Origin of the sequence: Flavivirga algicola, from assembly GCF_012910715.1 — a bacterium.
Taxonomy (GTDB): Bacteria; Bacteroidota; Bacteroidia; order Flavobacteriales; family Flavobacteriaceae; genus Flavivirga; species Flavivirga algicola.
In genome coordinates this window covers 144336-167178 of sequence record NZ_JABBHF010000003.1, presented here as the reverse complement: position 1 = coordinate 167178, position 22843 = coordinate 144336, and the positions used below count along the sequence as shown (strand labels likewise).

At 33.4% G+C, this 22843-nt stretch carries 20 protein-coding genes and 1 tRNA gene; 10 read left to right on the top strand and 11 right to left on the bottom strand.

What is annotated here, in order from left to right; translation table 11 throughout:
• From HHX25_RS06140 to trxA, 7 genes are all read right to left on the bottom strand, one after another.
• Positions 1–747 (bottom strand): hypothetical protein, encoded by a 747-nt coding sequence (locus HHX25_RS06140; protein WP_169671272.1) that lies wholly within the window; start codon positions 745–747, stop codon positions 1–3.
• A 242-nt stretch (positions 748–989) separates the two neighbouring features.
• Positions 990–1601, bottom strand: a complete 612-nt coding sequence (locus tag HHX25_RS06135) for a hypothetical protein (protein ID WP_169671270.1) — start codon at positions 1599–1601, stop codon at positions 990–992.
• A 182-nt stretch (positions 1602–1783) separates the two neighbouring features.
• Positions 1784–2113 (bottom strand): YegP family protein, encoded by a 330-nt coding sequence (locus HHX25_RS06130; protein WP_169671268.1) that lies wholly within the window; start codon positions 2111–2113, stop codon positions 1784–1786.
• A gap of 255 nt (positions 2114–2368) precedes the next feature.
• Positions 2369–2442 (bottom strand) — tRNA-Asp (locus HHX25_RS06125).
• A 138-nt stretch (positions 2443–2580) separates the two neighbouring features.
• Positions 2581–3510 (bottom strand): DUF58 domain-containing protein, encoded by a 930-nt coding sequence (locus tag HHX25_RS06120; RefSeq protein ID WP_169671266.1) that lies wholly within the window; start codon positions 3508–3510, stop codon positions 2581–2583.
• A 55-nt stretch (positions 3511–3565) separates the two neighbouring features.
• Positions 3566–4108: a ClpP family protease gene (locus HHX25_RS06115; protein WP_169671264.1), complete on the bottom strand. Its 543-nt coding sequence runs from the start codon at positions 4106–4108 to the stop codon at positions 3566–3568.
• Positions 4109–4323: 215 nt separating this feature from the next.
• Positions 4324–4641, bottom strand: coding sequence for a thioredoxin (gene trxA / locus HHX25_RS06110; protein WP_169671262.1), 318 nt, complete (start codon positions 4639–4641; stop codon positions 4324–4326).
• A 525-nt stretch (positions 4642–5166) separates the two neighbouring features.
• On the opposite strand from trxA, the gene HHX25_RS06105 reads away from it, so the two are divergent.
• From HHX25_RS06105 to HHX25_RS06095, 3 genes are read left to right on the top strand one after another with little or no spacing between them, the layout of a single operon-like run.
• Positions 5167–5598 carry an SRPBCC family protein gene (locus tag HHX25_RS06105; RefSeq protein ID WP_169671260.1) on the top strand — a complete coding sequence of 144 codons (432 nt, stop codon included), beginning with the start codon at positions 5167–5169 and terminating at the stop codon, positions 5596–5598.
• Positions 5588–5917, top strand: a complete 330-nt coding sequence (locus HHX25_RS06100) for an ArsR/SmtB family transcription factor (protein ID WP_169671258.1) — start codon at positions 5588–5590, stop codon at positions 5915–5917. Before HHX25_RS06105 ends, HHX25_RS06100 begins: the two co-directional genes overlap by 11 nt.
• Positions 5910–6359, top strand: coding sequence for an SRPBCC domain-containing protein (locus HHX25_RS06095; RefSeq protein ID WP_169671256.1), 450 nt, complete (start codon positions 5910–5912; stop codon positions 6357–6359). The genes HHX25_RS06100 and HHX25_RS06095 overlap by 8 nt, the downstream gene beginning before the upstream one ends.
• Positions 6360–6880: 521 nt before the next feature.
• Here the strand turns inward: HHX25_RS06095 and dnaE are convergent.
• Positions 6881–11269 (bottom strand): DNA polymerase III subunit alpha, encoded by a 4389-nt coding sequence (gene dnaE, locus HHX25_RS06090; RefSeq protein WP_169671254.1) that lies wholly within the window; start codon positions 11267–11269, stop codon positions 6881–6883.
• Positions 11270–11425: 156 nt separating this feature from the next.
• On the opposite strand from dnaE, the gene HHX25_RS06085 reads away from it, so the two are divergent.
• The 3 genes from HHX25_RS06085 (at position 11426) to rimM (ending at position 13817) form a co-directional block, all read left to right on the top strand.
• Positions 11426–12487: a lactonase family protein gene (locus tag HHX25_RS06085; RefSeq protein WP_169671251.1), complete on the top strand. Its 1062-nt coding sequence runs from the start codon at positions 11426–11428 to the stop codon at positions 12485–12487.
• A 111-nt stretch (positions 12488–12598) separates the two neighbouring features.
• Positions 12599–13117 carry a 30S ribosomal protein S16 gene (locus HHX25_RS06080; protein ID WP_169671249.1) on the top strand — a complete coding sequence of 173 codons (519 nt, stop codon included), beginning with the start codon at positions 12599–12601 and terminating at the stop codon, positions 13115–13117.
• 175 nt (positions 13118–13292) lie between these two features.
• A complete protein-coding gene (rimM, locus tag HHX25_RS06075; RefSeq protein ID WP_169671247.1) occupies positions 13293–13817 on the top strand; it encodes a ribosome maturation factor RimM in 525 nt (174 codons plus the stop codon).
• Between the two features lie 21 nt (positions 13818–13838).
• Here rimM and HHX25_RS06070 read toward each other — a convergent pair whose 3' ends face one another.
• Positions 13839–14288, bottom strand: coding sequence for a hypothetical protein (locus tag HHX25_RS06070; protein WP_169671245.1), 450 nt, complete (start codon positions 14286–14288; stop codon positions 13839–13841).
• A 152-nt stretch (positions 14289–14440) separates the two neighbouring features.
• Between HHX25_RS06070 and HHX25_RS06065 the strand changes: the two genes are divergently transcribed.
• On the top strand, positions 14441–15184 hold the full coding sequence (locus HHX25_RS06065; RefSeq protein ID WP_169671243.1) for a tRNA1(Val) (adenine(37)-N6)-methyltransferase: 744 nt from the start codon (positions 14441–14443) through the stop codon (positions 15182–15184).
• 109 nt (positions 15185–15293) lie between these two features.
• Positions 15294–16472, top strand: coding sequence for an acyl-CoA dehydrogenase family protein (locus tag HHX25_RS06060; RefSeq protein WP_169671241.1), 1179 nt, complete (start codon positions 15294–15296; stop codon positions 16470–16472).
• A 6-nt stretch (positions 16473–16478) separates the two neighbouring features.
• Here HHX25_RS06060 and HHX25_RS06055 read toward each other — a convergent pair whose 3' ends face one another.
• Complete coding sequence (locus HHX25_RS06055; protein WP_169671239.1) at positions 16479–17945, bottom strand: alpha/beta hydrolase family protein; 1467 nt, start codon at positions 17943–17945, stop codon at positions 16479–16481.
• 13 nt (positions 17946–17958) lie between these two features.
• Positions 17959–18330, bottom strand: a complete 372-nt coding sequence (locus tag HHX25_RS06050) for a MotA/TolQ/ExbB proton channel family protein (protein ID WP_169671237.1) — start codon at positions 18328–18330, stop codon at positions 17959–17961.
• A 153-nt stretch (positions 18331–18483) separates the two neighbouring features.
• On the opposite strand from HHX25_RS06050, the gene HHX25_RS06045 reads away from it, so the two are divergent.
• Positions 18484–19209, top strand: coding sequence for a LytR/AlgR family response regulator transcription factor (locus tag HHX25_RS06045; protein ID WP_169671235.1), 726 nt, complete (start codon positions 18484–18486; stop codon positions 19207–19209).
• A gap of 176 nt (positions 19210–19385) precedes the next feature.
• Positions 19386–22838, top strand: coding sequence for a hypothetical protein (locus tag HHX25_RS06040; RefSeq protein ID WP_169671233.1), 3453 nt, complete (start codon positions 19386–19388; stop codon positions 22836–22838).
• The last annotated feature ends 5 nt before the right edge of the window (positions 22839–22843 follow it).

The following is a 22843-nucleotide window of genomic DNA, read 5'->3' as shown; positions in this document are numbered from 1 at the left end:
TCACTCGTTTGTATTTATATGATTTAAAGTATCCAGATATTTCACAAGTCTTATGAAAAAATGTTCTTTACTACTCTTTAACAGGCTAGAGTTATTTTTATAAAATGTTCGAATTTCTTTTTCTCTAAAAGGAAAAGCTTTTAGCATATCTTTTTTAGAATTTATTCTATGAAGTGCACCCATATAGCACACAAAAAAAAATTTGTATTCCTCAAAAATGTAAACAACCCTTCCTTGATTTAAATCTTCCTGTTTATTTTTTTTATACTTTACATATAGCGAAAATCTTTCTCCTTTATACCCTTCCTTAAAAAAACCATTTCTGTAAAAATTGTTTAATGCCAAATTATTTTTCAGTCTTACAAACTTGTCTTCTTTTAGTCTAAATTGAGAAACCATCTTAGAATTGAGTTTTAAATAATTTATCTTTTTATTTAAATACTTCAAAAGCACATGATCATTAAATAAATCATACTTTATTTCTAAATTGTAATATGGCTCCCCATTATAAACAATGAGCCCTTTTATAAAATCGTACGAATCATAAAATTTATTATTAGTCTCTTTTGTTCTTATTAATTCTGGGAACTCATCTACATACTCCAAACCATTAAAAACTTCATAATTCTTATAATTAAAATATGAATCGAACAACTTATAATATGTTTCTGTGGGTGATTTATCTTGAGAAAAGCTAAAATCAATGGCTATTAAAATGAGTAATAGGGGAAATAAATAGTATTTCACTTTGAAAGTCAATTAGATACTAAAACTAATCTAACTTACTATAAAATGGGTGTAGAAATCGTTCTAAAGTTAGTACAAATATTTCTGTTTATTATAGCTTATTCAAAAGGCTAGAAGACACACCTAAGGCAAAATTGTATTTTTTGACATTTGTGGAAAACTCAGTAGATTTGGGCAACCTTATCAAATAAGATCGTTGCAGAGATAACACAGGTCATTCTAAAATAACAGTTTACGAATAATCACCACTCGTCTTCCTGATCCCTATTGGTTAAATAACTTAAAAGGCTTTTATTTAAATTATTGAGCAGGGTTTCTATTTGCGAAGAAACTTTTTCATAACCCTCTTTTATTTTCCCATCGTTCGAATAAAACTTGTGCTTTTTTAAACCTATTTTTTGACTTTTTTTATTTGAAGCCGTTTTGTAAGTTAGTTTTATGGGCTTGAATCTATAATCGCCATCTCTAAATCTTAGCTCTATAATATATTCCACCCCTTCGCAACTGTAATTATCCCCTCTGCCAAAACATATGGCATTATCTGTAAAACCGTTAAAACGAATCTTTTCATTTTTTTTGGCTTTCCCTGTTTCATCGTCATCGTATACATCATCGTCATCGAAAGTCTTGCTTTTGCTATCATTTTTGAGAATAACATCGTTTGAATCCTCAAATTTTTCATCAAGCCATGCTTTAGCTTTTAGTAGCAGTTCGTTTCTATCCATTCCTTTTACCTCCACGGTGAAACTTCTAGGAACCAAGCCCTCCCCTCCATAAACAAACTTCGAATTATTGGTTTGTGTATAGCTAAGTGTTGAAACTAAAACAGTAATACATAAGATCACTTTTTTCATAACCAATTCAATAATTTAAATTAATCATTATTTCTATTCCTTAAATTTAATAAAAAAAATCATACAACGTAATATTTCATTTTCCTTCGTTTTAAGTTGTATAAAACAGGCATATCTTGAGTTGAAAGCAAAAAAAAGCTGCAATTCCTTGCAGCCTAAACAATCTAATTATGAATAAATATCTATGATAAATCGTCTATACTAGCTTCTGACGCATTTTTCTTTACTGAAGCGATCCCATTCTCCATAGCACTTGTAGATGAGTACATTTCACTGGTTCCTATAACCTGTCCGTTTGAAGCTTTTAAGTTAAAATAAGGACTACCTCCTTTAGATTCTAAGCGTTCGTATCTAGCATCGTCTGTCGAGTTTTTCTTTACAGATTCAATGCCATTGGTACAGCCAGATTTTGCAGCATAACCTTCACTAGCTAGGATAGACTGCCCATTGCCAGCTTTTAATCTAAATCTAAATTCGCCTCTTTTGTCTTTGTAAATTTCAAATTTTGCCATCTTAAAATAGGGTTTTATAATGTAAGTTTAATAATAAGACACAGGTTATAATAAAAAGTCACATGCTATTGAAGAAAGATATAAGCTAAAACAAAAAAGCATCCCAATTTTCTTCACAGAAAAAAGGAAAGCTTCTCATTGGAATACCAAATAAATTTGGTATTACTACATCACGCCTACGGCGCGAACAACACAACTTCTTTAAATTGCCAAAAAAAGCCCTAATTTCTCAGAGCTTTTCTTTTGCAATTTTCGCGGTCTGGACGGGACTCGAACCCGCGACCTTCGCCGTGACAGGGCGACATTCTAACCAACTGAACTACCAGACCGTTGCTTTATTGCGGTTGCAAATATACACGCCTTTTTTTATATCTCAAATGTTTTTTTAAGTTTTTTAAATTTTATTTTAAAAAAGCATGCTTTTGAGACTTTGCACTAAAGTTTTAATTTAAATTGTTATGCGTAACCTATACAAACTTTTGACGCTCTATCATGTATGTTGTCAATATGTTATTGAATCCTTTATTAATATCTGCTTCAACATATTTAATCTTGTACTGCGCACACTTTAAACGTAAAGCTTCAAAATAATCACTTACATTTTTTTTATAATTATCTTTTATCGTATCGGCATATAAATTAATATACTCACCTGTTTCAACGTCAATGAAGCGTTTGGGTTTATTATCAAAATTAAAAACCAACTCTTTGTCTTTATCAAATACATGAAACAAGACCACTTCATGTTTGTTGTATTTTAAGTGGCGTAAGGCTTCAAATAACCTCGTTTCATCTTCTGATGTTTGAAACATATCAGTAAACAAAAATATCATAGAACGTCTATGTATCTTTTCTGCTATTTCGTGTAAATATTTATAGGTCTCCGTTTCTTTATTCAAAGGTTTAGAAATCACAGCATCACTTAAATGATTTAACAACATTTGGTGATGACGTTCGCTACCTTTTTCTGGTGCATAGTAATCGTAATCGTCACTATAAATGCTTAGACCAACCGCATCGCGTTGCTTTTTTAAAATATACATTAAAGAGGCGGAAGCCAAAGCTGAAAAGCCTATTTTATTTAATCCTTCAATAGAAAACGAATCCATTTTAGGATAGTGCATAGAGCTACTGTTATCTATAATAATATGACAACGCAGATTCGTTTCATCGTCATAGCGTTTGGTGTACAACTTATCTGTTTTAGCAAATAGTTTCCAGTCTATATGACGCGTGCTCTCTCCCTGATTATAGATTTTATGTTCAGCAAATTCGGCTGAAAATCCATGAAACGGGCTCTTGTGCATCCCTGCAATAAAACCTTCCACCACTTGCTTTGCGAGCAGCTCTAAGTTTTTAAACCCACTAGCCTTATTAAGTTCATGCTGTAAATTCATAAAATCTAGGATTAAAGGCAATCTATCTTAACATCACCTTCCAATATTTTTAGTTTTAAATCACACTATCAACAATACCATATGCAACAGACTCATCGGCTCCCATCCAATGATCACGATTAAAATCTTTCATTATTTTTTCAAAGGTTTGACCACAATTATCGGCTAAGATTTGAGCACTCAATTCTTTAGTTATTATAATTTCTTTTGCTGTAATTTCTATATCACTTGCTTGCCCACGAGCACCACCACTAGGCTGATGAATCATAACACGTGCATGTGGTTGTATAAAACGTTTTCCTTTTTCTCCAGCAGATAATATTAAAGACCCCATTGAAGCAGCAAACCCTGTACAAATTGTTGACACCTCACTTTTTAAGGATTTTATACAATCGTATATAGCAAAGCCAGATGTTACATAACCACCTGGACTATTAATGTACAAATGAATGTCTTTAGTTTCCAATGCATCCAAATACATAAGGCGATCTATAACATGCTTGGCAGAATCATCATCAACTTGCCCCCACAAAAACACTTTCCGTTCTTCTATCAATTTGCTATCAATAACATCCTGTACTTTTATTTGTTCACTCATATCTTTTTCTATTTTTTGCTCGTTTAAATTTTATTGATTTTAAAATTAATAATAAAAATGAGAACACGAAGAACCGCTTCGCTCTTTCATTAAAAATCTTAAAAAATACATTTTGTAAATGTACTTTTTAAATTTATTAATTTTTGTTTTATCTAAAATAAAAAAAGGTTTGCCATCATGACAAACCTTTTCAATTTCTTTTTTTATATATCTAATTATAAAAGTGAATCTATAGCTTCTGTATATGCATTTTTTGGTGCTACTCCAACTTGTCTACCTACAACCTCTCCGTTTTGAAAAACTAAAACAGTAGGGATGTTACGCACACCATATTTTGCAGCGAACTCTTGATTTGCATCTACATCAACTTTTCCTACAATGGCTTTGCCATCGTATTCTCCACTAATTTCTTCAATAATTGGTCCAACCATTCTACAAGGTCCACACCAAGCAGCCCAAAAGTCAACCAATACTGGTTTATCGCTTTTTAATACAGTTTCTTCAAACGTCGCATCTGTGATTTCTAATGCCATAATATTTATGTTTTAATTCTTATATTTATTTTTATTACACAAAATTAGTCAAAATATTTCCTAAAGCTTACAAGGTAACAATTTGTTTTATTTATATCAATATTGTTTAGCACTATTATATTTTCTTGAACACCACTAAACTCAATAGTTAAGCTATTGTAACCTGTCACATATTTTGATAAAATTCTACCAAATCCAAATGAACTTAACGAGTGAAATGAGTGAAATTTGTATCGAAAATAAGAATTTTAGTGCCTAGGTTAGTTCTCGATATAAGCTTTTTTATAAAAACCCCTCGAACTAGCTCCAAGAGCCCTTTTAAACTCAAAATACCCAACCAGTTTTTATTACATATTTACCAAAAAGAGCATGTTTCAAATTGGTATGACATATATAAATCAGTACTTTATTCAATAACAACTTAAATCAAACTCATATTAAGCAACCAAAAAGTTGCATATTAAAAATATTTGTTTTAGTTTAGCAACCGAAAAGTTGCATATTAACCAAAAAATCGAAATAATTATGAATGATGTTATAAAAAAAGAGAAGGTCTTCAAGCACCCTATAGACAAAGTATGGAATGCCATTTCTAAAGCTGAAGAAATTTCTGCTTGGTTTATTCAAGCAGATTTTAAAGCTGAAAAAGGGTATAAATATACATTTACTTCAGAGCCCAACGAAAAAGGTTGCACCGTTATTAGCGGAGAAGTTAAAGAGTCTAATCCCTACAAATTAGTTTATACATGGATAGTTGCCGAAATGAAAGTGGAAACTACAGTAACATGGCAATTGGAGCCTACTGAAGATGGTACCAAATTATACCTGGAACACTCTGGTATTTCTAATTACGAAGGAGAGACTGCCGTACATATGTTTGAAAGTTTTAACGGCGGTTGGGACAATTGTATAAGTGAACTAACAGATTATTTAAAACAACTAGTCAATGCAGGATAAAATAACCAAATTATTCAAGGCCATTGCAGACCCGACAAGGCGTGATATTTTTCACGCCTTAGTTATTGCAACCTCAGCACTATCTATTACGCAAATATCAAGTCAATTTGATATTAGCAGACAAGGGGTGACAAAACATATAAAAACACTGGAAGAAGCTGGTTTGGTATATATCAACACAAACGGGCGTGAACGATTTTGTAATGCCAATGCCAAACCATTAAAAGAGGTTAGCAAATGGGTTCAGTTTTACTCACAATTCTGGGATAATTCGCTGCAAGATTTAGAAAATTATTTAAACACACCAAAAAATGGATAACGCTATTAAATTAAAAAATCTTGAAGATCAAGATGCAAACTACAATATACAATTAGAAGTTAGTACTAATGCAGAAAGCATCTTTTTTGCTTTAAACGAGGGGCTCCATTCATGGTGGGGAAACATAAGTAATTCAGAATTTAAAGCTGGTGGTCACTTTACCATTCAATTTGAAAATGGTTATTGGTGGACTTTTAAGATTATAGAACACACCCCTAATCACGAGCTCATTTGGAAATGTATTGGTGGTGAACCTGATTTTAACAAAGAGTGGATAGGCCATGTACTACATTGGAAAATAAAAGAACAAAATGGAAAAAGCTTGATTAAGTTCCATCAAAATGGATTGACTCCAAATATTGAGTGTTATGAGGTATGCTCTACCACCTGGAATCGATTTATTACCAGTAGTTTAAAAGATTTTTTAGAGGAAGACAAATAAGCTTTTAATAGTAAATCAAATTGTCTTTGTTAAGGTGAAATAGCTGCAACAATCTATTTTTTGAAAATTCAAAACACAAATTAAGTAAATCCATAAACAGGTTCTTACACCTTATTTTGAAAGATTAAGAACAATGCTTTTTAAACTTTTTTCTATTAATTAGAAATACAATAAGAACTGCTATGAAAAGAAAAGCTACCCCAAACAGGTTTAAATAAGAGGGTGTCTAAAAAGTCTTAGTAATTTGATTTGTCAGGTTGAGCACTTCGACTACGCTCAGCATTCAACCTGTCGAAACCAACATTGAGTATCAGTATTTTAAAAATATTTCGACAAGCTCAATATGACATTGAACATACTTTTTAGACACCCTCTTCTGGCACTAACAATTTTATCAATTCTCCTGAAGAAAAAAAGAAAATTACTTCTAAAACCAAAAAGGCTATTATATGGTAGAATAGTATCTTTTTCATAATCATGAGATTCCTTCATTTTGACAAACTCATTGCATGCAAGGTTTATCAGTTCAACTTAAATAACACATCCCGACTCTCAAGTTCACTAAGCAACTCTTGGGATACTTTAACTTTTTGTCGTCTACTTGGCATTTGTAGTTTTATTTGCTCCTTGTTGTCATACACCACAAAATTTAACGCCTGGTTTCCAGGGTGCATTTGCAACAATTCTTTTAAATGCAGAATGTTTTCTTCTTTCAGATCTCTAATATTAAGTTGGATGGATAGTTTTTTAGCATAATTTTCCATAACATCATGCAGCAGCTGAAAACTATTGAACTGCAACCTTGGATCGCTCTTTTTTCCTGTGTCTTTATTAACCCATCCTTCCCGGATAAATGATTTAATAAACACAAAATTGTTCTTCATTAAAAAATGCCTGAATTTTAAATATTCTTCACCAAAAATCCTAAACTCAAAACTATCAGTATAATCTTCAACAGTAAAAAGCCCCCAGCCTTTTCCTTGCTTGCTTACACGGTGTTGCACATCGGTGACGACACCTCCAAAAACAATTTCTCTATTAACATAAGGCTCCAGATTATTGAACATGGCAATGGTACCGTTACAAAACGTTTTCATTTCGGTTTTAAAATCGTCTAACGGATGACCAGAAATATAAACCCCTACAACCTCACGTTCTTGGGCCAATTTCTCCATAGTTCCCCATTCTTCACATGGTGGTACTTGGGGTTCTGCTATTTGCACCTCGCTCGTTGCTCCAAACAAACTCACTTGAGATGAGTTCTCATTTTCTTGGTGCTTACTACCATACTTAACTGCTTTTTCTAAAAAAGTGATATCATCTCCTTCTTTATGAAAATACTGAGCGCGATGCGTATTTCCAAAACAATCGAACCCGCCAGCTAAAGCTAAATTTTCGAAAGCCTTTTTATTTGCAGCCCTTAAATCGATTCGTTTTGCCAAATCGAAAATAGATTTATAGGGGCCATCCTCTTTTCTTTTTTCGACAATAGTCATTACAGCTCCATGACCAACACCTTTAATAGCTCCCATACCAAAACGTACCGCATTATCCTGATTTACAGAAAACTTATAATACGATTCGTTAACATCTGGACCCAATACATCCAATTTCATACGTTTACATTCTTCCATAAAGAAGGTCACCTGTTTAATATCGTTCATATTGTTAGATAGAACCGCCGCCATATATTCCGCAGGATAATGGGCTTTTAAATAGGCCGTTTGATAGGCAATCCAAGCATAGCATGTAGAGTGAGATTTATTAAAGGCATAACTCGCAAAGGCTTCCCAATCTTTCCAAACTTTTTCCAAAATTTTAGCATCATGCCCATTTGCACTCGCCTGCTCAACAAACTTTGGTTTCATTTTATCCAATACCGCAATTTGCTTTTTCCCCATCGCCTTACGTAATACATCGGCTTCACCTTTTGTAAAACCAGCTAATTTTTGAGACAACAACATCACCTGCTCTTGGTAAACCGTAATTCCGTATGTTTCTTTCAAGTACTCCTCCATGGCTGGCAAATCGTACTCAATATCTTCATCACCATGTTTTCTCCTAACAAAACTTGGAATGTATTCCATAGGCCCTGGTCGGTACAAAGCATTCATGGCAATTAGATCTTCAAAAACGGTAGGTTTTAAATCTCTAAGGTGTTTTTGCATCCCAGGAGATTCATATTGGAACACACCAACAGTTTCACCTCGCTGGAATAATTCATACGTCTTTTGGTCATCTAAAGGGAATGTCTCTGGATCTAGTAAAATATCATGTTTTGCTTTTACTATTTTAACGGTATCTTTTATTAAAGTCAACGTCTTCAACCCTAAAAAATCCATTTTTAACAAACCAGCATCTTCAACAACCGAATTATCAAACTGTGTGACATATAAATCGGAATCTTTAGCCACAGATACAGGGACAAACTTGGTGATATCATCGGGAGTTATTATAACCCCACAGGCATGGATACCAGTATTTCTTACCGAACCTTCCAAAGCTCTTGCCGTATTAACCGTTTCTGCCTCTAAATCTGATCCTTCTGAAATATTTAAAAGCTGATTCACTTTTTCTAAGTCTTCAGCACGAAACTTTTTACCTAATTCTTTTTCATCTAAACCAAAAATCTTGTTCAGTTTAGACATGGTTGGAATTAACTTCGCAATTCTATCGGCATCAAAAAGCGGTAAATCCAAAACACGAGCCGTATCGCGAATAGAAGATTTAGCGGCCATGGTTCCATAAGTAATAATCTGAGCTACTTGATTAGCACCATATTTTTCAATAACATAGTCCATGACACGACTTCGTCCTTCATCATCAAAATCAATATCAATATCGGGCATACTAATACGATCTGGATTTAAAAAACGCTCAAAAAGCAAATCGTATTTCATAGGATCAATGTTGGTAATCCACAAACAATAAGCAGCTACCGACCCAGCAGCAGATCCACGCCCTGGCCCTACAGATACATCCATGTTTCGGGCTTCACGAATAAAATCTTCAACAATTAAAAAATATCCTGGATATCCCGTGTTTTCGATAACACTTAATTCGAAATCAAGACGCTCAATAACATCTTCAGAGAGAGGGTCACCATAACGTTTTTTTGCTCCTTCATAGGTTAAATGACGTAAATAGGCATTCTCACCGCGCTTACCCCCATCTATTAAATCTTCTTCATGCTTAAACTCATCGGGGATATCAAAGGCAGGTAAAAGGACATCTCTCGCTAGTTGAAACCCTTCAATTTTATCTACAACCTCCTTAATATTTAAAATGGCTTCTGGCTGATCTTGAAACAATTGTTTCATTTCTTCAGAAGACTTAAAATAATACTCTTGGTTAGGCAATCCATAACGGTAGCCTCTTCCTCTACCTATGGGAGTAGCCTGCTTCTCTCCATCTTTTACACATAGTAAAATATCATGTGCGTTCGCATCGTCTTTCTTTTGGTAATATGTGTTATTCGTTGCGACTAATTTTACATCATGTTTTTTTGCTAATGCTATCAGGGTTGTATTAACGCGATTTTCATCTTCCTGATTATGACGCATAATTTCCACATACAAATCATCTCCAAACTCATTTTTCCACCATAACAGCGCTTCTTCAGCTTGTTTCTCTCCAATATTAAGGACTTTACTTGGTACTTCACCATATAAGTTACCAGTAAGTACTATAATATCTTCCTTATATTCCTGAATAAGTTTTTTATCTATTCTAGGCACATAATAAAAACCGTTAACAAAGGCGTGGGACGATAATTTTGCCAGATTATGATAACCATTTTTGTTTTTAGCTATCAATACAACTTGATACCCATTATCTTTTCTTGATTTATCTTGATGGTTTTCACAAACAAAAAACTCACACCCCACAATTGGTTTTATCAATTGTTTTTCTGAAACTTCTCCTTTAGCTTCAGCCTCCTCTAAAAGCGCTTTTATACTATTATTTTGTTTGTTAACAGCATTTATAAAATGAAATGCCCCCATCATATTGGCGTGATCGGTAAGCGCTACAGCAGACATATTATGAGAGGCAGCGGCAGCCACAATATCACCAACACTCATAGTTGATTGCAATACAGAAAACTGCGAATGATTATGAAGGTGCACAAAACCAGCATCTGCCAAATCGGATATATTTCGCTCTATATCTTCAGTAGAAACCGTGTCTTGTTTAAGGCTATTAATGCGCTCACGAATTTTAGCACTTTCCTTTTTAAGGTTAACATGCTTTAAATTTATAAGCTCAATCTCTTTTGGATTGGCTTCATTAAAGTTCTGAAAATAATCAGGTTCTACATCGAGCTGCTCTTTGGTGTATTCTCCTAAACGAATCAGCTCAAAAAAGCAACGTGTCGTTGCCTCAACATCGGCCGTGGCATTATGGGCTTCGGCAAAAGGCACTTTAAATAAAAATTCATGTAATTCTGTAAGTGTTGGTAACTTAAATTTACCACCACGACCACCAGGGATCTGACATAAACTTGCCGTATGTTCTGTACAGGTATCTAAAACAGGTAATTCCTGTAATGGATTTGAAACATCTCCACGAACAAATTCGGCGCCCATAATGTTTAAATCGAACTTCACATTTTGTCCGACAACAAATTTGGTTTTACTTAAGGCATCATTAAATTTTTCTAAGACCTCAGCTAACGGAATACCTTGTTCCTGAGCTAATTCTGTTGAAATACCATGAACTTTCTCCGCGTCATATGGAATATTAAACCCTTCTGGTTGTACTAAATAATCTTGGTGATCGATACAATTTCCCATGGCATCGTGCAGCTGCCATGCAATTTGAATACACCTAGGCCAATTATCAACATCTGTAATAGGCGCATCCCATCGTTTAGGTAATCCAGTAGTTTCTGTATCGAAAATTAAGTACATAAGCTGCTCTTAGCCTCCCAAAAAGAGAGAAATTAATAGCTTATAAAAATACATAGAAATAATACTTTTTTAAAGTGAAGTTATAAAGAGTTTTAAACAAAAGAACCTTAATTTTAATTGTATTATTTTTGAAAGCATTTTTTATCCTTTATTTATATGAAAATTAAATTATTACTTCTCGGTTTCACTTTTATTCTTTTTAATATCCAAGCTCAAAACATCCATTTATATGTTGGTACATACACCCAAGGCGACAGTGAGGGTATTTACCAACTGGAATTCAATACAGAAAATGGTAATTTAAGCAACAAACAGCTTGCTATAAACATAGACAACCCTTCTTTTTTAGCGTATTCTCCAGATAAAAAATATTTATATTCGGTGAATCAAAGTGAAAACGGGTTCGCATCATCGTATAAAATCAATAACGATGGTACTTTATCACTATTAACAAGAGTACGAAGCAATGGCAAAGGGCCTTGTCATATTTCGATAAATGAAAGTGGTAATAAAATTGTTGTTTCCAATTATACTGGGGGCACCGTATCTATTTATCCTATCAATGAAGATGGCAGCCTAAAAGAAGCTTACCAGATTTTCAATCATAATTCTTTAAATGAAAAGTCACATGCACATTCTGCCAAGTTTTTTAAAGATGACTTATTTGTCGCTGATTTAGGAAGGAATATGTTTTACCAATATAAGCTAAAAGATTCTTCTGATGAATTTATACGTCATTTTTTCATTGAGATGGAAGGCAACCCTGGGCCTCGTCACTTTGAATTAAGCAAAGATGGTCAGTTTATTTACATCATTAATGAATATGGCGGTTCCATAACTTCAATAAAAAGGACCGAGGATGGTTTTAAAAATATAGATTTCGATTCTACTCTTGATGAAAATTATAAAGGCAAAAACAAATGTGCCGACATTCATTTATCCAAAGACGAACGCTTTTTATACGGCTCCAACCGTGGTGAAAATTCTATTGCTGTTTTTAAAAGAAACTTGTCTGATGGCACTGTTAAAAAAATTCAAAACATAAGTGTTCATGGGGATTGGCCACGAAACTTTACATTGGACCCAACTGGCAAATTTCTTTTAGTAGCAAATAAAAAGAGTAACAATATTAGTGTGTTTAAGATAAACAACAAATCGGGAAAACTTACTTTCTTACACGCAACAAATTTGCCAGCTCCAGTTTGTCTATTATTTTAATACATTTTTGCATAATTTCTAATCAAAATATAGCATTGATAATTAAAAAAATATAGTATCTTTGCGCCCTTATTAATAACCGAGGTCGAGAACCTCAAATAATTAATTATTATGCCAGTAAAGATTAGATTACAAAGACACGGTAAAAAAGGAAAACCTTACTACTGGATCGTAGCAGCAGATGCACGTTCAAAAAGAGATGGTAAATACCTAGAAAAATTAGGTGCTTACAATCCAAACACAAACCCAGCAACCATAGAATTAAATATTGATGGTGCGGTACAATGGTTACAGAATGGTGCACAGCCAACTGATACAGCCAAAGCTATTTTATCTTACAAAGGCGCTTTACTTAAAAATCACCTTGCAGGTGGTGTTAGAAAAGGAGCCTTAACTGAAGAACAAGCTGAAGCGAAGTTTAATGCTTGGTTGGAAGAAAAAGCTAGTAAAGTTAGTGCTAAAGCGAATGATGTCGCTAAAGCGGATGCTGATGCCAAAGCAAAAGCTCTTGAAGCTGAAAAAGCTGCCAATGAAGCTCGTATTGCTGCAGCTGCTCCTGTTGTTGAAGAGGAAGTTGCTGAAGAAGAGGCCCCTGCTGCCGAAGCAGAAGCTTCAAAAGAAGAAGAATAAAAAAAGAATTTTTTATACTTTTAAACTCCGATATTTTTATCGGAGTTTTTTTATTTAATCAAACGTTTCCAAGTTTGATTAAATAATTCCCACGAATGTGGAAATCTCATAAGTTTACCAGGATAAACTTAGAAAGGTTCTCGTTTTCACGGGAATGATAAAAAAATCATTTGTCATGCGAAAAGAAGATTGCTTTTACCTAGGTAAAATTGTAAAAAAATATAGCTTTAAAGGAGAAGTTTTAGCCAAACTTGACACAGATCAGCCAGAACTTTATGAGAACTTGGATGCTATTTTCTTAAACTTAAGAAATAACCTTGTTCCTTTTTTTATTGAACGCTCGCAACTTCATAAATCAGAATTACTCCGCATTAAATTTGAAGATATTGATGAGGAAGCTGATGCAGATGCTATAATGAAAAGTGATTTATACTTACCACTCGATATGCTCCCTAAACTCGAAGGCAATAAGTTTTATTTCCACGAAGTTATTGGTTTTTCGGTTGAAGATGTAAATCGTGGAAAAGTAGGAACTATAAAAGCCATAAACGATTCTACCGCTCAAGCGCTTTTTGAAATAGATCGAAACGGCACTGAAATTTTAATTCCTATGAATGATGAATTTATAGTTAAGGTGGATAGAGAAAATAAGACTATTTTGGTAGAAACACCAGAAGGGTTAATCGACTTATATCTATAGAAGATATTTGATATTAAAAAATTAATCGGCAACAATCAATTCTTTTTTTATTGAACGTACTCCGTATTGAATATTATCCTGTTGCTTTATCAATAATCTGCAAAGTGATAAAGACAGATTAATTTCTCTAAGTAATTCATTATATTTTTCTAAACATAATAACTCAATTTTACAGATCGCATTTAACAAATCACTATGGTTTTCCATCCTTAATAAATTACTAAAACTCTTCATATAAAGTTGGTATATCCTTCTTGACATGATATCCTCTTTGGCATTGGCATCAAGTTTTTTTATCTCATTTTGCAACATTTTACCAAAGTTATATCGCTCTAAACTTTTTTCTTTTAAAACGGCCTTTACATCTATATTAGAAACTTTTTCGCAAGCTTTCGTATAGACTTTTTCGATGGCTTCATTCATTAAAAACACGTCATTTAACTTTACTAAAATTTTATTTTCTTTTTTCATTTTTTTAATACAATATAAGCCATTATTTTTATATACGTAAATTATAAAACAAACGGATATCTTTAGTATTAATTTTAATATAATTTTAAGATTTTTTCCGTCATCTCATTTTTTTATTTTATACTATTGCCATAAATTTCAAACATCATTTCATGTCTAAAAAGCCTTTTGTTTTCAAACAATTTGAGATAAATCAGGAACAATGCGCCATGAAAATTGGCACCGACAGTGTTTTACTTGGTGCTTGGACATCTATTGAAACCCACCCGTTCTCTATACTTGATATCGGAGCTGGCACAGGTATTTTGTCGCTTATGTTAGCACAACGAAGTCATGCAGAAATTATTGATGCCATAGAAATTGATGATCAAGCTTACGAGCAATGTGTTGATAATTTTGAACAATCACCCTGGGGAGACCGCTTGTTTTGCTACCATGCTGCACTTGAAGAATTTGTTGATGAAATAGATGACAACTACGATCTCATCATTTCTAACCCGCCTTTTTACTCCCCTTCTCAGGCTTTGCCGTTTCTCTCAAAAGGGGAAAAACCAATGTCTAATGCTCGAAAAACAGCAAGATTTCAAGACGCTATGCCTTTTGATCATTTAATTGAAAGTGTCTCAAAATTGTTATCTAAAAATGGTATATTTTCTGTGATCATTCCATTTAAAGAGGAAGAAAAACTCATTAATTTAGCTTCAAAATTTAAACTTATCCCAAATAGAATACTGCATGTAAAAGGAACTCCAGTTTCTGAAATTAAACGAAGTTTGATCGAATTCTCTTTTCGAGAAAGTGAAAAAAAAATAGATAGTCTTGTTATTGAAACATCGAGACACGAGTACACTAAAGATTACACAAATCTTACCAAAGATTTTTATCTAAAAATGTAATCGAATCGGTAGGAATTAATTAAATTTGAGTCTTTAAAATATTGATTTAACAAAAAAATAGCTTTTTTATTAATAATTTTATTTTAAAACAGACTTAAATTTAGTTTTTATGCGACCAGACTTATTCGAAGCTCCAGACTATTATAACCTTGATGAGCTACTTACAGACGAACATAAATTAGTGCGTGATGCTGCCCGCGAATGGGTTAAACGTGAAATCTCCCCGATTATTGAAGATTATGCACAAAAAGCAGAATTTCCAACACAAATTATTAACGGATTAGCAGAAATAGGTGCTTTTGGTCCTTATATCCCTATGGAATATGGGGGTGCAGGATTAGACCAAATTTCTTATGGTTTAATCATGCAGGAAATAGAACGTGGCGACTCTGGGGTTAGAAGTACAGCTTCGGTACAGTCTTCTTTGGTTATGTACCCCATCTGGAAATATGGCAACGAAGAACAACGTCAAAAATACCTGCCAAAATTAGCAAGCGGCGAATGGATTGGCTGTTTTGGTCTAACCGAACCCGATCATGGAAGTAATCCGGGAGGTATGATGACAAACTTTAAGGATATGGGTGACCACTATCTTTTAAATGGTGCCAAAATGTGGATTAGCAACGCCCCATTTGCACAAGTGGCTGTTGTTTGGGCAAAAAATGAGGAAGGACGTATTCATGGTTTAATCGTAGAGCGTGGTATGGAAGGTTTTACAACGCCAGAAACTCACAATAAATGGTCTTTACGAGCTTCTGCTACTGGCGAACTTATTTTTGACAATGTAAAAGTGCCTAAAGAGAACGTACTACCTAACAAATCTGGACTTGGTGCCCCGTTAGGATGTCTAGACTCCGCACGTTATGGTATTGCCTGGGGCGCTATTGGTGCTGCTATGGATTGTTATGATACAGCGCTTCGGTATAGCAAAGAACGTATGCAATTTGGAAAACCTATTGGTCAGTTTCAATTACAGCAAAAAAAATTGGCAGAAATGATTACCGAAATTACCAAAGCCCAATTATTAACCTGGCGACTTGGTGTTTTACGTAACGATGGTAAAGCAACCTCAGCACAAATATCCATGGCAAAACGCAATAATGTAGACATGGCCATTAATATTGCACGAGAGGCCAGACAAATACTTGGCGGCATGGGTATTACGGGAGAATATAGCATTATGCGTCATATGATGAATCTTGAAAGTGTGATTACTTATGAAGGTACCCACGATATTCATTTATTAATTACTGGATTAGATGTGACGGGATTGAATGCTTTTAAGTAGATTTTTCTACTTTAATGAATCTCCTTCATGTACAGTCATTTTAAGCAAATCATACTTTTTGCTTATTTCTTTTATACTAATAGAATCACCTCTTAAGTGTGAATTAAAAAATGCTATGACAAGCTCATTAGTAATTTTAACACCTAATTTAACATCAATATTACCAGTTTGCGCTAACTCTTTAACTGGAATCATAAAAGGGATGTCCATGAAATTTGGGTGCGCTGCGGTTAACAGTTTTGCCTCATAAAAATAATTGGTACTTTTATTTTTATAAACATGCAAGTTAACATCTTCGTGATTCTCTCCCCAATCTGAAGAAAGATATAAAAAGGGAGTTTGATAAATAGTATCCATCATTTCGCCCCATTGCACACCGTCAATATTTGCAGATGCTTTTATTCTGGCATCTTCAATAGTTGCCTGTCCAGCAGCTCCACCACCACGAGAGTGTCCAAAAACACCTATTCTATCTAAGTCTAATTTTCCTTTAAAAAAACCCTCATTATTCCAATATTCTAATTGATCTAAAGTGTATGTAATATCCTTAGCCCATCTTTTTATCATTTTCGTTGCAGCATAGCCTTTAGATGCTTCTCTAATAATAGAATGCCGTTCTTCAAAAGGAAGATTTTTTTTGAAAGCTTCTCTAATAGGAGTAATATGTTTCATGGAATTTACATTTTGGGTAGCCTGAAAGTCATAATCAAAAAAGACTTCTTTACCATTAGGAAAAACAGCCCCCAAACTCTCATAGGTATGATTCATATTTAAAATGATGTAACCTTGACTAGCTATTTCAGTTAATAATGTATAGTAACCTGAAGCATTGGAACCATAACCATGAGAAAAGATTAAAACTGGAAAAGATTCATTAGCTATTGGAATGTTTGGATAAACATGCGTTTTTACTTCATCTAAATAATTTAATGCTGTAGTTGGCATAAAGCCCAGGTACTTATTTACAAAACCAACTCTATTGGCATGGTCTAGATAAGGTTCTTGTTTTCTATTGGTACTTGAAAGAGATGGATACCAAACCTTAATCATGAGCTCCCTCTTATCTCCTTCATTCTTGGTTATTACCTCATCAATATTAGTCTTTAAATGTATTTTATAAGTTCCCACTGTATATTTACCTGTTGGTTCAGGAAGTTGAAATACAGGAAGTATATTTGGCAAAACCCACCCAGGAATCAATAGCAATACAACAACTACATAACCAACAATTCTTAAAAAAGTTAATTTATAATTAGTTATTGCGTTTGTTGAAATAATCCGATATAAAATAATAATTAATAATAGATAGACTGGAAACATTTGCCAACGCCAACCCTCTATTAATAAATGCGATACCAAAATAGTAACTAAAGCAGCTAATAAATATTTCTTTTCTAATATTTTAAGTAATATACGTTTTGTAAAAGGCAGGAAGGTTACCAATAACAATAATACTATTTCTAAATATCTCATTTCGTTTTTATGTTTATGAATTTAATTTTACTTTCAATAATAAATAAAACACATATGATACAATGAATATACCCAATCCATAGATTGCTGGTATAGCTGATACTGCAATGCCCTTAAAGAGGAAATCAGCATCTACATTACCCCAATTTTCAATAGACTCAAATCCTTCATACAATCCAACAATTTGCCCTAATAAACCTAAAGTCAATGCAAATAATCCAATGTGAAATATATAATCAAAACTTTGTTTCGCAGCTTCTTTTGATGAGAACTTATTAGCAAAAAGAAACGAGATATTTTTAGCTATTATTATAATGTTTATTAACAACAAAAGTGTTAAAGGCAACATAAACACATATCCTCCTTTGTTCAAAAAATCAATCATAATTTGTCTTAGAAATCAATTTTAATTAATCCAAATTTAGAAATAATAAAGATTAATTCGGCATGTTAAATCCGTCCCTAAACTGGTTATTCACCTACAAAAAAGTCTTTTTTAAAAAAATTGTAGAATCTTTGTTTTTAGAATTCTATTTTTATGTACAAACGTATATTATTACATTTTTTATTTTGGATTGCCAATAGTGTTTTAATTGCACTTTTAATTGGTGTAAAACAAAACATGTATTTTGCAATAGTTTTTACTAGCTTACTAACACCCATAATAATAGCCACTTCTTACCTTATTAATTATTGGCTATTTCCAAAATACTTATTCAAAAAACAATTCTTAAAATTTATATCATTTGGATTGTTTATTACTATTATTTCTATATACCTAGAAACTCTAATTATCCTATGCCTTCTTATTTGCTTAGGCAACTATTCTTTTAAGAACATGCCTGCTTACAGTTACAATATTGAACAATTAGCTATTGTATTATTTTTTATTGTATTTCTAAGTAATTTAATATACCTCATTAGAAGATGGTCGGTTAAAGAAGAAAATTTAGAGCCATTAATTCAATTTAAATCAAACAGAAAAACGGTTCAACTTTTAGAGTCAAAAATCAATTATATTGAAAGTCAGGGCGATTATGTTAAAATATATAGTGAAGAAAAAATATTTACAACCAGAGAAAAGATAAGTAAACTTGAAGATAGACTTTCGTCAAGCTTTATTAGGGTTCATAGGTCTTATCTAATAAACATAACAAAAATAGAATCTTTCAACAACACCAAAATAGTAATTTTTGGAAACGAAATCCCCATTAGTAGAAAATATAAGCCAAACGTTTTAGAAAAATTAACTTCACCAAACTAAGAAATCTTTGAAGCGCACAATAGTTATTCCTCCTTTCTAACCACCAGTTTCTTACTACATCGTTTGAGTAAAAAATTTGTAGGCAACATGACTTTTGACAGCTTTTTTAAAACATCCTAAATATAACTTTGCTATGAATTATAATGAACTATAAATAGTTAGCAAAGTTAGAACCTATGGAAAAACTAAGAAAAGACATTGTTCAATCTATCAACTTAAAGTTAGCATCTATTGGACAACCAACCTTCAAAGATGAAGAAGGTAGCAAAGAAACGTTTTGCGACCCTAAGTTTGAAGAATTAACTAACGGATTAATAAAGAGCATTCAAGAAAACTCAAGGCTTCTGGCTAATCATCAATCACCTGCTGACTCCAGAATACAAAACTTCATTAATGATTATCTAAAAGATGTTTCTTTTGATAAACCTTACACGTTACCAAATGATACGCTTATTTTATCAAAAAAAGGACAAGCCAGAGAAGCCAGTTTACCACCAGATGGAAATTCTTTTCAAAGCGATTTAGTTAATTCCAAAAGACTAAAGCAAGGTATTTTAAACAACCCTTTACACGATAAAAGAACAACAAAAGGAACCTTTCACATTGTAGAAGGCGACTTACCAGTTCCACTGGACAAAAAAGAAGTTCCTAAAATTGTATTAGCACACTTTTTAAATGCTGCTTTTAATGCACCAGATGATTTAAAAGTTTTACCATTCACAGCCAACAAAAAAGAAAAGGCCAAGGTTATGGTCTCAATGCTGCTCAGGCCCATTGTTTGTCCCGAAGTAAAAGGTATTATTAAAGAAAAATCTTTAGAGGTTCGCTTTTTTGTGCCAGGGAATTTAGTGAGCAACTTAGATTTTGTTGAAAACATTTTTGGCAATGCAGGCAACCCAAACCTAGCTAAGAATGATGCTGCTTTAGATACCGAGCATTGGACAGGCCATACTGGGTGTATTATTTTAGCACCTCATTTAAAGTCCTTAAAGAAAAAAGATGTGGGGTTACCGCATTACGATCATGCTACAGAACGTCAACGAAAAGACGGCATGTGCTGGAAAGATGAAAATGAACTCTATAATGATGGTGGAGCCTTTAAAATAACCTGTAGAGATGAACGTGGTGTTGTGGTTACCTTGATTGCAGACAACTACTACGGTTATTCTAAAAAGGAAATTAAAACCCAAATAAGTTATTCGGCAAATCTTTATGGTTTAGTAGAAGAGGAACATGCTGGTGGTGCTATTGCCTATGCAAGACGTATCATGGGAGATACCGTAAATGGTAAAGATTATTCTCGAAGTTATGGACTAGACCACACCTTTGAAGAGGTAAAAACCTTATTGGCAGATCGAATTGATATAAAACCAGAAAATTATGCGGTAGATAAGAAATACCCAAATGTTGTTTATATTCCAGAATCTGCATATTTCAATATCAACAAAAATAGTATCACATGGGATTATAATGGTAAAGAACAAAAGTTAATATTGTCCCCATTTAAAACCTATGTACACCCATCAGGGAATAAATTACGATTAGAAAAACATCCATCTATCAACTTATGGCGTATCGTAGAAACATTTCCAGAAGGTATCTTTTGTCATAAGCCTTGTACCGTATCTGGTGGTGGAAAATCAGAGATTTCAAAATCCATGCAAAATGCTATTACCTATGGTACGTTCAATATTCATAATATTGAGGAGGATTTCAAAAAAGCTGACGAAATTATTGAATTCGATTATTCTACAAGATGGAAAACAGAAGATCCTAATAGACCCAAATCAAGGTCGTTCTTAAGTGAAAAAAGAACCTTAGGGTCTGTGGTAAAATTATTAACACCTTCTGAAGAGAACTCAGATGAATTCAATGAGTGGCTAAAAAATATTCCAGTACACATACGTTCCTTAGTTCTTTTTGTAAAACGTTTATTCAGACAAGCTCACGGCGCCAACCTTAACTGGAAAGACATGATGTCTGTCGAGATTATTAATGGTGTAAAAGGGACTTCGTTAATTTACAACAACAATCCTGTTGTTGGTAGTTATGTTCGTATCGGGTTCAACCAAAACGGCAACTGGATGCTTAACAAACTGCGTTCTGATTTCTCTGCAAGTGAAAAAATTCAAACCGAAGATGATATTTCTGCATCTATTACGCTTCCAAGAGACCAGTTTAAAGACTTGAATCCAGAATACAACAACCCTAGTGTAAAAGTATTAACTAATTGTGAAGCACATTTATTCCAAAGACCCGATGAGGCCATTGTTAGAGGTTATGATAAAATTGCCGAATTAGATATTATTTCAGATGGCAGATTCTTAACAAATTATGAAATGTTAACAAAAGAAGATGCTATTGCGATATATGAGGACACTATAAATTTTGACAAATACACACAACCTGTTAAGGATTTTATACTTGAAGTTATTAATAGCGAAAATGATGACGAACAGTTTGTATTACCGTCTCACCCAAGAATTATTGAAGATGGTCTACCAACTAAAAACCCGCGTTATTTAGAACCAAACAGGTTTTACAATGAAACAGAAGCCTCGTATATCTCTAATATAGGCGTGCGCTTACGCAGAAAAATCAAACCTGAAGACCCTGTTATTCACGTCGTAAATGCTGTACTTCCCGGCAGAAGAAACAACCCTGTAGATAGAGAAGCTGGTATTAGACCATTAGCAGTTTACAACCCGATTCACTATCAAGAAACACCAGAGTTATTTATGGACTTTATCTGTAGTTTAACAGGTAAGTCACCATCAACAACAGGCGCAGGATCGGAAGGTGCTTTAACAAAAGCCCCGTTTAACATGTTAACGCCTACAACCGATTTAAATAATGCCCTATTATCACATATTTTAACAGAATCTAACGGATTTAGTACGGCTGCTGGTTATGTAGGCGCTGAAAACAAGATAGACCACGATGTAAGCTTATTAATTCCAGAGATTTGGGCACGTTTAGAACCAGAGAACAGAGACCCTCAAAAACTAATTGCTGATGGTTCCTTAGAAAAAATTGAAGATTTTGAGTTTAATGGTGAAACCATTTTAGCAAGCCGTTTAGGATACAGAATTACCAAAACATTCTCCCTAAGATGTTTAAATCGTTTATTTGATGAACCAATTGCCGTTTTTAATGAAAGGATGTTAAAACCTGAACTGCAAGGTATGGAGGATTACGTAGATGGCATAAAAAACATTGTTGAAGCTCAGCAAAAAGTGGCTATAAGTTATTTCGAAGATGGTAGCATAGAATCTGCTATACCACCACTAAAAATCTTATTGCACATGATGGCCTATGGCAATTATGAAGGAAAAGACATCAGTGATCCTGAGTTACGTAAATATTTTAACAGAGATTACGTATTAAATAGTGACTGGTATAAAGAAAGACTGGTATTGAAACAACAAAAAGATATCCGTTTTTATGATTCGCAAATCACTTATTTAGAAGCCTTCATTTCAAACCCGAACAATAATGTTTTAGTAGCCGAAATGAAAATTAAAGATCGTTTGGAATCTGTAAAACAATTATATAATCGAGTTAAATCCGACTCATATTTAAACAGTTTAATTGGTACTATTGGAGCAGATCCTTTATACAGGAAGTAACATAA